Source organism: Yersinia frederiksenii ATCC 33641 (assembly GCF_000754805.1).
Taxonomy (GTDB): Bacteria; Pseudomonadota; Gammaproteobacteria; order Enterobacterales; family Enterobacteriaceae; genus Yersinia; species Yersinia frederiksenii.
Map to the genome: position 1 here is coordinate 617,686 of NZ_KN150731.1, position 12,402 is coordinate 630,087.

The window sequence follows — 12,402 nt, forward strand, 5'->3', positions numbered from 1 at the left end:
CAGATGACAAACAACGAATAAATACTACTTGACCATCCGGCTGCTGGTCACTATAGTACCGCCCCGTTGCAGTGCTTAGCGCGGTAACGTACGGTGAGGTGTCTGAGTGGCTGAAGGAGCACGCCTGGAAAGTGTGTATACGCGTAAGTGTATCGAGGGTTCGAACCCCTCTCTCACCGCCATATTCGAGCGAAAGGCTCTGACGAAAGTCAGAGCCTTTTTCTTTACTTCCCAACCTAATATCCGCGCAATCATGACGGACGTCGGCGCTTCTCTTTCGCAATACGATCCCCCAGTGGGGAAAATGGCATTAAGCGGCTATAAACCACTTGATTGCGGCCTTGATTCTTCGCTTGATACAGTGCCTCGTCGGTCATTTTCAATGCTTTTAACATCGACATTCCAGGCAAATACAGAGACGCGCCAATGGAAATGGTCACCTTAATCTTTCGCCCATCAGGCACTTCTACCGTTAAATCCTCAACGCGCTGCCGAATACGCTCAGCAACCACTTTAATTGCCTGCGGCTCATGGCGATGAGTGATAATAATAAACTCCTCACCGCCATAGCGACCAACAAAATCCTCATCCCTAACCGTTGTCATTAATAACTTGCCAACCGCTGTCAGCAATACATCACCGCCGTTATGTCCATAGGTATCATTCACTGATTTAAAATGGTCAAGATCTAAAATCATCAAGCCACACGCCTGACGACGGTTGTGAATGGCTTTCAACCGATAATCAACACTAGCTCGGTTATTCAATTGAGTTAATTTGTCGATATTGACCCGGCTCTTCATCGAAAAATAGGCGTAGATATGCCGCTCTTTAAAATTCAATGCATGATAACAAATAGACAAACAGAGCACTGAAATCAGTTGATATACCATGACCTGAGCCCAGGTAAGTGATTGTGGCACTAATAAATAAGCGGCGATCATTCTGTAAATCGCAATTAAAATAATCGTCATGTAAAAGATACGACTATTTTTACTTTCCCATACCTTGGAGAATAAAAGAGGAATAAAAGCTATTGTTATTAGAATGTTATCTAAGGTAACCCAACCGGTAAAGGCAAAATTCATTGCCAGTGCCGTCAAGCCACTGAGCCAGCCACCATAAAATGTGACCAAAATAATCGGGATCAACTCGAAACTGTAAAAGAATGAACCGGAAATAATCCATTGGTCTTGATTAAGATAGAGTGAAACAAACCCTGCAACAAGGCCAAACACAATGCGTTTCCAAATGTCACCATCGTAAGAAAAAGCACTATTTTTACTTAAGGCAAAGTAACTAATAGAGAGTGTTGCATAGATTACACAAGCATCTCGATATAGCGTTGACAGAGAGTCTAATTCACTCATGGCGTCGCTGCAGTCCATTGAATTTTAAGTGTTGATTTTGAAAGATATTGATGTTGCCAACTGACCACTGACATGAGTTCGCTTTTTAATTTGAAGTCATCCATTAGAATCCCTAAATATTTAATGTGGAAATAGCTCTAGTTCTAATCTAAATTTTAGCTGCGAGATAGCCTTTATTCCCAAATAATTTCATTATGCAACTTACTTCTATCTTTAGGTAACAAGATATCTCCTAATCACTCAATTCTCATCTGGCAGCGCCTGGTTTAACAGTACTTAATGCTTATTATTCAGTTTCTGTCATTTGAGGCGGATAAACAGTGCTATAGGGGATAATAGCTACTTTTGATTTAGTCATAGCGGAAATTCTCTTGCCAGCGGTGAATATGTTCATTTAAACCCGGTTATAAAACCGGCAGTTATCTAAATTTCTGTCAGAGATTGATATACATCTAGATCTGATCCTGAGAATTGGCGTATCGTTGCTATTAGCTACTCGAGACGGACCCATATTGGCCCGCCATTTATTTTGTCTTTTCTTTATTTGGTTTGCACCTTAGATGAAAACGCACGGAATTAACGGCATTAGGCCGTTCAGCGCGCTTATTGACGCTTGCTGGCGAGAAAAATATACATTTCAAAGACTTATCAAAGATATAATTGCCGGTGTTACCGTCGGTATTATTGCCATCCCCTTGGCTATGGCACTGGCGATTGCCAGTGGTGTCCCCCCACAATACGGTTTATATACCTCGGCTATCGCCGGGATTGTTATTGCTGTCAGTGGGGGGTCGCGATATAGCGTATCGGGCCCGACTGCCGCCTTCGTGGTTATTCTTTATCCCGTTTCACAGCAATTTGGTTTGGCCGGTTTATTATTGGCCACATTAATATCAGGGATATTTTTATTATGCATGGGATTAGGGCGACTCGGCCGCTTAATCGAATATATTCCATTGTCTGTGACTCTGGGTTTTACCTCAGGAATTGGTATCACCATTGCGACCATGCAAGTGAAGGACTTCTTTGGTCTACACATGGAGGAAGTGCCTGAAAACTATGTTGGCAAAGTTACAGCACTCGCACAATCACTGCCAACCATCAACGTCAGTGATACGTTAATTGCCACAGTCACATTGATGGTATTGATTTTGTGGCCACGATTAAAATTAAAGTTACCGGGTCACTTACCCGCTCTGGTCGCGGGTACTGCCGTTATGGGTCTGTTATCACTGTTTGATCATCAGGTTGCCACTATCGGTTCACGTTTTGGCTATTTGCTGGCTGATGGCACCCAAGGCCACGGCATCCCCCCTATTTTGCCGCAGTTTGTCCTACCCTGGCACCTTCCTGCCGCCAATGGGCAAGAATTTGTCCTGAACTGGGCCACCTTATCTGCACTACTCCCGGCGGCCTTTTCGATGGCCATGTTAGGGGCGATTGAGTCATTGTTATGTGCAGTGGTACTTGATGGCATGACAGGGCAAAAACATCATTCAAATAGTGAATTGGTGGGACAAGGATTGGGCAACATGGTCGCACCGTTCTTTGGCGGCATCACCGCCACCGCGGCCATTGCACGCTCAGCGGCCAACGTCCGCGCGGGGGCAACGTCACCAGTTTCCGCTATTGTCCATGCCCTGCTGGTGTTGCTGGCTTTACTGGTTCTGGCGCCGATGCTGTCTTATCTGCCATTAGCAGCCATGGCTTCTTTGCTGTTAATTGTGGCCTGGAACATGAGTGAGGCGCACAAAGTTGTCGACTTACTGCGGCGTGGCCCCAAAGATGACATCATCGTGATGCTGCTGTGCATGAGTCTGACGGTATTATTCGACATGGTGATTGCCATTACTGTGGGTATTGTGTTGGCCTCATTGCTCTTTATGCGCCGCATCGCTCGTATGACGCGCCTAAGTGAAATACCGGCAGAGTTGAATGAGCACACCTTGATCTTGCGGGTTAATGGGCCACTATTTTTCGCCGCCGCGGAGCGCATATTTAGCGAGTTATTGAGCCGTAGTGAACATTACGAAACGATTATTCTGCAATGGGATGCCGTACCGGTTCTGGATGCCGGTGGTCTAAATGCGTTCCTGCGCTTCACTGAGGCCCTGAATGAAAATCAGCAACTCATCATCACAGATATACCTTTCCAGCCGCTAAAGACGCTGGCAAGAGCTAGAGTACAGCCGATTGAAGGTAAGTTGAGTTTCTATGGCTCACTGCCAGAAGCCTTGGACGTATTACGCGCGAAGGCTGAGTCCGTTTAACGCCATTGTTATGGTGATCAAAAAAGGCAGTGTAGATAGCTACACTGCCTTTATTTATTCACCCAGGCATAATCGCCGAGGATATAAGGTTATTTACTGGTATCAAGCTCTGGGAAATTTTTGACCAAATCATCAATCGCTTTCATCTGCACCAGGAAAGGTTCCAGCTTGTCTAATGGCAGAGCGGATGGGCCGTCGCATTTAGCGCTGTTAGGCTCTGGGTGTGCTTCAATAAATAACCCAGCCAAACCAACAGCCATCCCCGCGCGGGCGAGTTCAGCGACTTGGGCACGACGACCGCCTGATGCTGCGCCAAATGGGTCACGGCATTGTAAAGCATGGGTCACATCAAAAATAACTGGATGACCGCCGGTTGATTGCACCATGACATTGATGCCTAACATATCAACCACCAGATTGTCATAACCGAAATTGCTACCGCGATCGCAAAGAATAACCTGATCATTACCGGCTTCTTTAAACTTCTCAACGATATTACCCATTTGACCCGGGCTGACAAATTGAGGTTTCTTAACGTTGATAACCGCACCGGTGCGAGCCATTGCTTCGACTAAATCAGTCTGACGAGCCAAAAATGCCGGTAACTGGATAACATCGACCACCTCGGATACTGGCTGAGCCTGGCTAGCTTCGTGTACGTCAGTGATAACTTTTACGCCAAATTGCTGCTTCAGTTCCTGGAAAATTCGCATTCCTTCTTCCAGGCCTGGACCACGGTAAGAGTGAATTGAAGAACGGTTGGCTTTGTCAAACGAGGCTTTAAAAACGTAAGGAATACCCAGTTTTTGGGTCACAGTTACGTAATGCTCGCAGATGCGCATCGCCAGATCACGGGACTCAAGCACATTCATGCCACCAAACAGCACGAAAGGCAGGTCATTCGCTACCTTGATATCGCCAATGCTAACCACTTTCTGTTTCATACTAATACCTTTATAAAGGGTAAATCGAGATTAATGACAGCAGCCTGGCCGCACAAATGGCGCAATACATCTGCGGCCCCATGCAGCGCCACAGCCACTGTAGAAAAGAGAATCAGTGCAATGTCACTCGCTGTTGTTCAATGGAATGGATCTGCATTTTTATCATTTCAGCGATAGGGTCTTCCGGGCACTGTTCAACAAAATAGCTTAAATCCGAGATAGCAATGTGATTGCAATCCAGTTGGGCATAAATCAGGCCGCGGTCGCGGATTTCATACGGGTCATCGGGATCAAAAGCCAACACCGCTTCACTGGCCCGCAAGGCCAGCTCCATCTGCTTCTCTTCCATTAACGCCGCTTTCAACGTGTCGAGCATTTTGCGTACAATCAGTGTATTTTCCGCTTCCTCCAAATCTTCATCTTCCAATTCGGCACTCAGCCCCAGATTACCCTTGATCCACACTTCCAGCACATGCTCGTTCAGTGTTTCACCGTTCAGTGGGTTAATCAGCCACATCTCTTCATCTAGCCAATCGGCACGAAGAATTAATTGGGTTGGGAAAATCACAGGCATCAGCGGTAAGTCCAACTGATGCGCAATATGCAAGAAAATAACCCCCAGCGACACCGGAGTCCCCTGCCGTTTATCCAGCACTTTATCCAGCCAGATGGCATCAGACAGGCGATAAACACCCCCTGCACCGCCAAATTTCCATTGGCGGTAAAACAGATCGATAAGCACTTCTAATTGCTGATCCTGATTGAGCCCCTCGGGCATCGCAGCCTTGGCATCATCGACCAGCTGTTGCAGTTGATTGCGCACATCAGCCAGTGGAAAATTCTGTCGAATCTCCTGGGTAACCAGTAGCACCCCCTCACACAGGGACGCGTTGTTAAATTCGAAATCAGCAATGCGACTCATAGATATCCCATCAGCAGTGGTAACTTAGTTGTTGCCAGTTTGACAATTAAATACAGGCAACCCAATGCGAGTATAAAAGCAAGCCAGCGACTTTTCTGGCTGCGGGTTCGCTTACCTAATGCAACATAGCCAAGCAGGATATAGATAATAACGCCAAACAGCTTTTCAGTCAGCCATGTTCCTTGCGGACTGAAAGGATAAAATCCGGTAATAAAAATTAATACAATGCCGCTGACAAACAGCAGCGTATCATTGATATGCGGCGTTATCTTTACCCAGCGTTTATCCATCATCGCTGAACCACGACATTTCCAGAAGAAACGTAGCACGAACAACGTAATACTGATGACCACAGTGAGTAAATGCAAATACTTCATGGCGATGTAATCAATCCACATGACTTCGCTTCCTTATTTTACCCATATTGATTGGTATTGCAGCCATCTCAGCCGCCTTACTCGTGACATTGGGTATATGATAATTATTCATCGCTGTTTATGTATTCAGTACAGAAATTCGCTTTTAATGGCAATGTTCTTGATTAACCCGCCACTGCCCAAGTGTGACACGATCATTATTACCATAATCTTTATACGTCATTACAGCACTAAATCCGGCATTCTTAAGTAATTTCTGTACCGCCTGCGCTTGCTGCCAACCATGTTCCAGCATCAACCAGCCTCCCGCCTCTAAATATGCCGGTGACTGACGAATAATCTCAGCCAAATCTGCCAGCCCTTCAGCAGGGGCCACCAGTGCGCTGTGCGGTTCATAGCGAACATCACCTTGGTTAAGGTGGGGATCATTAGCATCAATATAAGGGGGATTACTGACAATCAGCGTAAATAGTCCGCTCACTGATTCAAACCAGCTACTTTGCAGAAAATGCACATTATTGATTGCGAGTTTTTCGGCATTATGCCGAGCCAGCGCCACGGCATCGGCTTTAATATCACCGCCGACCACTGAGCAATCTGGGCGCTCGCTGGCGATCGCTAAAGCAATAGCGCCGGTGCCGGTGCCTAAATCCAAAATGCGGCAAGGCGTGGCGGGTAGATGAGCCAACGCCTGCTCCACCAAACATTCGGTATCCGGGCGCGGAATCAATGTGGCGCAGGAGACACTCAATGGTAGCGACCAGAATTCGCGCTCGCCAACCAAATAAGCTACCGGCTCCCCCTGCTCACGACGCGCAGCCAATGGCTCCAATACTGCTAATTGCTCAGTCGTCAGCACTGTTTCACCGAAAGCCAACAAATAGGTGCGCGGTCGCCCGGTGACAAAACTCAACAGAATTTCGGCATCGCGCTTCGGGCTGTCACTTTGGTTAAAACGGGCTGCCGCTAACGACAGCCACTGCTGATAATCCATTAGTCTTGCTCAGACAACGCAGAGAGCTGATCAGCTTGATATTCCTGCACAATTGGCTGGATCAACATATCCAATTTACCTTCCATCACTTCATCCAGACGATACAGTGTCAGGTTGATACGATGGTCAGTGACACGCCCCTGCGGGAAGTTATAGGTACGATTGCGGTCTGAACGATCGCCAGAACCTAACAGGTTGCGACGTTCAGAAGCTTCCGCCAACTGACGTTTTTGCATTTCTGCCGCACGGATACGTGCGCCCAACACTGACATTGCCTTAGCTTTGTTCTTATGTTGCGAGCGCTCATCCTGGCACTCCACCACAATCCCGGTTGGAATATGGGTAATACGAATGGCCGAATCCGTGGTGTTAACATGCTGACCACCGGCACCTGACGAGCGGAAAGTATCAATACGCAAATCACCGGCGTTGATCTCTGGCATCTCCGCTTCAGGAATAGCAGGCATCACCGCAACAGTGCAGGCCGAGGTATGAATACGGCCTTGTGATTCGGTTTCGGGTACACGCTGGACACGGTGACCGCCAGACTCAAATTTCAACTGGCCAAAGACACCGTCACCGGAAACCTTGGCAATGACTTCTTTATAACCGCCATGCTCACCTTCACTGGCGCTCATGATTTCAACTTTCCAACGGCGCGCTTCGGCATAACGGCTATACATACGGAACATGTCACCGGCAAAAATGGCCGCTTCGTCACCACCGGTCCCGGCGCGAATCTCCAGGAAGCAATCACGTTCATCATCAGGGTCTTTGGGTAGCAATAACAGTTGTAATTGTTGTTCCAACTCTTCACTACGCGCTTTGGCTTCTTTTAGTTCTTCCTGTGCCATTTCACGCATTTCAGGATCTTCGAGCATCATTTCTGCGGCGTCGAGATCATCTTGCACGCTGCGCCATTCTTTAAAACAGCGAGTGACATCCGTCAATTGCGCATATTCACGTGATAACGCGCGGAAACGGTCTTGATCGGCAATAACGCTGGCATCGCCAAGGTGCGCCAACACTTCTTCGTGGCGCTCTTGTAACGCTTCCAGTTTGGCAACAATAGAAGACTTCATCCGTGGTTTTAAACCCTGTAATTAGAGGAAACTAGTGCTGATCCAGCCCAAGGCTGTCGCGTAATAATTGCAACCGCTCCATATCGCCATCGCTGGCAGCTTGCTGGAGGGATTTGGTGGGTGCATGAATCAGGCGGTTGGTTAGCTTATGGGCCAGTTCGTTCACCACCTGTTCAACATCAGCCCCTTGTTCAATAGCGGCTAAAGCTTTCGCCGTTATTTCACTGCGAACCTGCTCGGCCTGAGAGCGATAATCACGAATGGTTTCAACCGCCCCCTGCGCACGCAGCCAAGTCATAAAATTCATGCTTTCTTGTTGTACTATGGACTCAGCCTGAACTGCTGCCGCCTGACGCTGCGCCATATTGTGCTGAATAATCGCCTGTAAATCATCAACACTGTATAAATAGGCATTCGACAGTTTACCGACCTCGGGCTCGATATCCCGTGGCACGGCAATATCAACAAACAGCATTGGCTGATTACGACGACTTTTCAGCGCGCGTTCTACCATGCCTTTACCAATAATTGGCAGCGGGCTGGCCGTTGAGCTAATAATAATATCGGCATCCGCCAGCCGGGCATCAATCTCCGGTAAAGTAATGACCTCGGCCCCCACTTCGGTGGCCAATGCTTGAGCGCGCTCACGGGTTCGGTTAGCAATAATCATATGCTTAACTTGGTGCTCGCGAAGATGACGCGCTACCAGCTCAATGGTTTCACCGGCACCGACCAGCAACACATTCAGTTCAGAAAGTGATTCAAAGATTTGGCGCGCCAGCGTGCAAGCGGCAAAAGCGACCGAGACCGCACTGGCACCAATTTCAGTTTCAGTACGTACCCGTTTAGCCACTGAGAATGACTTTTGGAATAAACGCTCCAGTTCACCAGAAAGTGATTGGCCACGTTGCGATTCAGCAAAGGCTTTTTTCACCTGCCCCAAGATCTGCGGTTCGCCTAAAACTAACGAGTCCAGACCACTGGCAACACGCATCAAATGGCTGACTGCATCATTGCCATGATGCCAATATAGGCTTTTTTTCACTTCGTCCGGGCTAAGCTGATGATAATTACACAGCCAGCCGATAAGTTGTTCGTGCAGATTTTCTTGCTGTTCTACGCTGAGGTATAACTCAGTTCGGTTACACGTAGACAACACGACACCGCCCTGCACCAACGGCTGTTGGAGCAAGCTAGCAAGTGCCTGATCGATAGATTCCGGTGAAAATGTCACGCGTTCACGTAGCGATACAGGTGCAGTTTTGTGGTTAATGCCTAATGCAAGCAGAGTCATGAGAACGGCTTCGAGTAATACTGATGTTAGTATGGATTCTCGTCTGAACCGCATTCTACTTGATGCGCGGCATCAATAAAAGTCGCAGTGCATCATACTAAGTATTATCCCAAAATATGTTCATAAATTGATTATATGATGTACAAACTCGAACAAGATATTGACGCTCAGCCCTCAGGTCGTTAGCGTGAGCAGCAATAATGCCGATTTAAGATGCATCAAATACAACACATCAAAACGATTTGCTTTATTATTAAGTTGCTTCATTGAAAACGTGCCGCCAGTGAAAACCCTGCGACCGATAGGATTTATACCCATATGCCTCAGCGCAAAATCAGTTTTTATCGTCTGCTGCCATTAGCTACCTTGCTGTTGGCTGCTTGTAGCACCACGCCGCCAAGCGGCCCTGCCACTAGCCCTACATCGCCACAATGGCGTCAGCATGAGCAACAATTACAGCAACTGAGCCAATTCCAAACCCGTGGTGCTTTTGCTTATATTTCTGATAAACAAAAAGTTTATGCCCGTTTCTTCTGGCAACAAACGACCCCTGAACGCTATCGCCTGCTGCTCACTAACCCGTTGGGTAGCACCGAACTTGAATTAGTCGTGCAGCCGGGAGTGACTCAGTTAACGGATAATCAGGGTAAACGCTATGTCAACGATGATCCGCAAGAGATGATTCAGAAATTGACCGGCATGTCCATTCCGCTGGAGAGCTTACGCCAGTGGATTCTGGGCTTACCGGGAGAGACCACTGACTTCATCCTTGACGATAAATACCGTTTGAAACAGTTGACATACCAGCAAGATGGTCTGACGTGGGTAGTGGATTATCAGGAATACAATACTCAGGTAACTCCACCATTGCCTAGCCGTATGGAATTAAGCCAAGGTGGGCAGCGCATCAAGCTAAAAATGGATAACTGGACGGCCAAATAGCATGACTATCACCAATCCGTATGTCTGGCCGTCGCCCGCAAAGTTGAATTTATTTCTGTATATCACCGGGCGACGTGCTGATGGCTACCATCAGTTACAGACCTTGTTCCAGTTTCTCGATTATAGTGATGAACTCACTATCGTGCCGCGAGATGATGACCAAATTCATTTGTTAACGCCGATAGAGGGTGTGGAAAACGAGCAAAATCTGATAGTTAGAGCGGCTCGTTTGCTACAACATCATCACAAACATTCCAATGCAGCAAATGTCCCCCGTGGCGCGGATATTAGTATTAAGAAGCGCTTGCCAATGGGCGGTGGCCTGGGGGGCGGTTCTTCCAATGCAGCCACTGTACTGGTAGCGCTCAATATCTTGTGGCAATGTGGTCTTTCTGATGAAGAATTAGCCACTCTAGGCCTCACCTTGGGTGCCGATGTGCCAGTATTTGTGCGCGGACATGCCGCCTTTGCCGAAGGAATTGGTGAAAAATTACAACCAGCAGAGCCGGCAGAGAAGTGGTATTTGGTCGCACACCCCGGTGTTAGCATCCCAACACCGATTATTTTTGCCGATCCTGAATTAAAAAGAAATACGCCAATTCGCCCACTGGCGGCGCTTTTAAGCACTCCGTACGCAAATGATTGCGAACCGATCGCAAGAAAACGTTTTCGCGAGGTTGAACAGGCTCTTTCATGGCTGTTAGAATATGCCCCGTCACGCCTTACCGGAACCGGCGCTTGTGTGTTCGCAGAATTCGACACTGAGTCTTCGGCCCGAGAGGTGTTAAGTATTGCCCCTGAGTGGTTGCACGGTTTTGTCGCCCGTGGCGTGAACGTTTCGCCATTGCATCGTGTACGCTTTGGGAAAATTGAAAGTAGTGAGTACAGATAACGATTTACAGCGTTATGTAAGGTCGAAGTAATGGCCCCACAGACCTTGAGTTCTGAAATACTTGTCTCACTTGATTGAAAGCCGGTTCATAATGCTGTTTTAGGTTTGATGTGTTTTGGCTTTAAATACCCGTATGTATATTGCAGTCAGTATGTATTAATCGCCCCTGATTACTGATTTGACAATATCTTCTCTGGACGCATGCCTGAGGTTCTTCTCGTGCCTGATATGAAGCTTTTTGCTGGTAACGCCACCCCGGAACTAGCACAACGTATTGCCAACCGTTTGTACACCAGTCTTGGTGACGCCGCTGTAGGTCGTTTTAGCGACGGCGAAGTGAGCGTGCAAATCAACGAAAATGTACGCGGTGGTGATATTTTCATCATCCAGTCCACCTGCGCACCCACGAACGATAACCTGATGGAACTGGTTGTCATGGTTGATGCCCTGCGTCGCGCCTCCGCAGGACGAATTACTGCTGTTATTCCTTACTTCGGTTACGCCCGTCAGGATCGCCGTGTGCGCTCCGCTCGTGTACCGATCACTGCCAAAGTTGTTGCCGATTTTCTCTCAAGTGTTGGGGTTGACCGCGTATTGACAGTGGACCTTCATGCTGAACAGATTCAAGGCTTCTTTGATGTTCCGGTTGATAACGTATTTGGTAGCCCAATTTTGCTGGAAGATATGTTGCAGCAAAATCTGGAAAACCCTATCGTTGTCTCTCCAGACATCGGCGGCGTTGTTCGTGCCAGAGCTATAGCAAAACTGCTGAATGATACTGATATGGCGATTATCGATAAACGTCGTCCGCGCGCTAACGTGTCTCAGGTGATGCACATCATCGGTGACGTGGCTGGCCGTGACTGCGTATTGGTTGACGATATGATCGATACCGGTGGCACGTTGTGTAAAGCAGCTGAAGCCTTGAAAGAACGTGGTGCCAAGCGTGTATTTGCTTACGCAACTCACCCGATCTTCTCTGGCAATGCGGTTGAAAACATCAAACATTCCGTCATCGACGAAGTGATTGTTTGTGACACCATTCCGCTATCAGCTGAAATCAAAGCATTGAAAAACGTTCGTACTCTGACACTGTCCGGTATGTTGGCTGAAGCTATCCGCCGTATCAGCAATGAAGAGTCAATCTCTGCAATGTTTGAGCATTAATCAGTATTAAGTGATGAATCTGCGGTGCTGGCTGGCCGCAGCACTTGGCGCGATGAGCCACGTTCAGGGCATTGCATTAGGTTGTTTGTGACTTTTTGATATTGTGCGATGAGATAACTAAAGCAGATAAAGAAAAACCCGTTGAAGC

Annotated in this window: 11 protein-coding genes and 1 tRNA gene; 5 read left to right on the forward strand and 7 right to left on the reverse strand. The window is 47.7% G+C overall.

Features of this window, described 5'->3' with window-relative positions:
- Positions 1 to 92: 92 nt before the first annotated feature.
- Positions 93 to 182, forward strand: a tRNA-Ser gene (locus DJ58_RS18615).
- 69 nt (positions 183 to 251) lie between these two features.
- Here the strand turns inward: DJ58_RS18615 and DJ58_RS18610 are convergent.
- Positions 252 to 1,370, reverse strand: a complete 1,119-nt coding sequence (locus DJ58_RS18610; protein ID WP_032910882.1) for a GGDEF domain-containing protein — start codon at positions 1,368 to 1,370, stop codon at positions 252 to 254.
- Positions 1,371 to 1,930: 560 nt separating this feature from the next.
- Here DJ58_RS18610 and dauA point away from each other — a divergent pair.
- On the forward strand, positions 1,931 to 3,640 hold the full coding sequence (gene dauA, locus DJ58_RS18605) for a C4-dicarboxylic acid transporter DauA (RefSeq protein WP_032913186.1): 1,710 nt from the start codon (positions 1,931 to 1,933) through the stop codon (positions 3,638 to 3,640).
- An 89-nt stretch (positions 3,641 to 3,729) separates the two neighbouring features.
- Here the strand turns inward: dauA and kdsA are convergent, their stop codons facing one another.
- From kdsA to hemA, 6 genes are all read right to left on the reverse strand, one after another.
- Entirely contained in the window at positions 3,730 to 4,584 is an 855-nt protein-coding gene (gene kdsA, locus DJ58_RS18600; RefSeq protein ID WP_004708576.1) for a 3-deoxy-8-phosphooctulonate synthase, read from the reverse strand.
- Positions 4,585 to 4,696: 112 nt separating this feature from the next.
- Complete coding sequence (gene sirB1 / locus DJ58_RS18595) at positions 4,697 to 5,506, reverse strand: invasion regulator SirB1 (protein WP_032910883.1); 810 nt, start codon at positions 5,504 to 5,506, stop codon at positions 4,697 to 4,699.
- The gene (locus DJ58_RS18590) at positions 5,503 to 5,904 is read right to left on the reverse strand and encodes a SirB2 family protein (RefSeq protein WP_004708579.1); all 402 of its coding nucleotides are present in this window, start codon (positions 5,902 to 5,904) and stop codon (positions 5,503 to 5,505) included. The genes sirB1 and DJ58_RS18590 overlap by 4 nt, the downstream gene beginning before the upstream one ends.
- Positions 5,905 to 6,028: 124 nt before the next feature.
- On the reverse strand, positions 6,029 to 6,877 hold the full coding sequence (gene prmC, locus DJ58_RS18585; RefSeq protein ID WP_032910884.1) for a peptide chain release factor N(5)-glutamine methyltransferase: 849 nt from the start codon (positions 6,875 to 6,877) through the stop codon (positions 6,029 to 6,031).
- On the reverse strand, positions 6,877 to 7,959 hold the full coding sequence (gene prfA / locus DJ58_RS18580) for a peptide chain release factor 1 (RefSeq protein ID WP_004708580.1): 1,083 nt from the start codon (positions 7,957 to 7,959) through the stop codon (positions 6,877 to 6,879). Before prfA ends, prmC begins: the two co-directional genes overlap by 1 nt.
- A 31-nt stretch (positions 7,960 to 7,990) precedes the next feature.
- A complete protein-coding gene (gene hemA, locus DJ58_RS18575) occupies positions 7,991 to 9,253 on the reverse strand; it encodes a glutamyl-tRNA reductase (RefSeq protein WP_004708582.1) in 1,263 nt (420 codons plus the stop codon).
- Between the two features lie 318 nt (positions 9,254 to 9,571).
- Between hemA and lolB the strand changes: the two genes are divergently transcribed.
- From lolB to prs, 3 genes are all read left to right on the forward strand, one after another.
- Complete coding sequence (lolB, locus tag DJ58_RS18570; RefSeq protein ID WP_004708586.1) at positions 9,572 to 10,195, forward strand: lipoprotein insertase outer membrane protein LolB; 624 nt, start codon at positions 9,572 to 9,574, stop codon at positions 10,193 to 10,195.
- Between the two features lies 1 nt (position 10,196).
- A complete protein-coding gene (ispE, locus tag DJ58_RS18565; protein WP_032910885.1) occupies positions 10,197 to 11,087 on the forward strand; it encodes a 4-(cytidine 5'-diphospho)-2-C-methyl-D-erythritol kinase in 891 nt (296 codons plus the stop codon).
- A gap of 219 nt (positions 11,088 to 11,306) precedes the next feature.
- Entirely contained in the window at positions 11,307 to 12,254 is a 948-nt protein-coding gene (prs, locus tag DJ58_RS18560) for a ribose-phosphate diphosphokinase (protein WP_004390739.1), read from the forward strand.
- The last annotated feature ends 148 nt before the right edge of the window (positions 12,255 to 12,402 follow it).

Excerpts from the sequence above, each read along its gene's own strand:
- ispE (WP_032910885.1), top strand. The coding sequence starts at position 10,197 with ATGACTATCACCAATCCGTATGTCTGGCCGTCGCCCGCAAAGTTGAAT.
- lolB (WP_004708586.1), top strand. The coding sequence starts at position 9,572 with ATGCCTCAGCGCAAAATCAGTTTTTATCGTCTGCTGCCATTAGCTACC.
- DJ58_RS18590 (WP_004708579.1), bottom strand. The coding sequence starts at position 5,904 with ATGTGGATTGATTACATCGCCATGAAGTATTTGCATTTACTCACTGTG.
- kdsA (WP_004708576.1), bottom strand. The coding sequence starts at position 4,584 with ATGAAACAGAAAGTGGTTAGCATTGGCGATATCAAGGTAGCGAATGAC.
- hemA (WP_004708582.1), bottom strand. The coding sequence starts at position 9,253 with ATGACTCTGCTTGCATTAGGCATTAACCACAAAACTGCACCTGTATCG.
- prmC (WP_032910884.1), bottom strand. The coding sequence starts at position 6,877 with ATGGATTATCAGCAGTGGCTGTCGTTAGCGGCAGCCCGTTTTAACCAA.
- sirB1 (WP_032910883.1), bottom strand. The coding sequence starts at position 5,506 with ATGAGTCGCATTGCTGATTTCGAATTTAACAACGCGTCCCTGTGTGAG.
- dauA (WP_032913186.1), top strand. The coding sequence starts at position 1,931 with ATGAAAACGCACGGAATTAACGGCATTAGGCCGTTCAGCGCGCTTATT.
- DJ58_RS18610 (WP_032910882.1), bottom strand. The coding sequence starts at position 1,370 with ATGAGTGAATTAGACTCTCTGTCAACGCTATATCGAGATGCTTGTGTA.
- prfA (WP_004708580.1), bottom strand. The coding sequence starts at position 7,959 with ATGAAGTCTTCTATTGTTGCCAAACTGGAAGCGTTACAAGAGCGCCAC.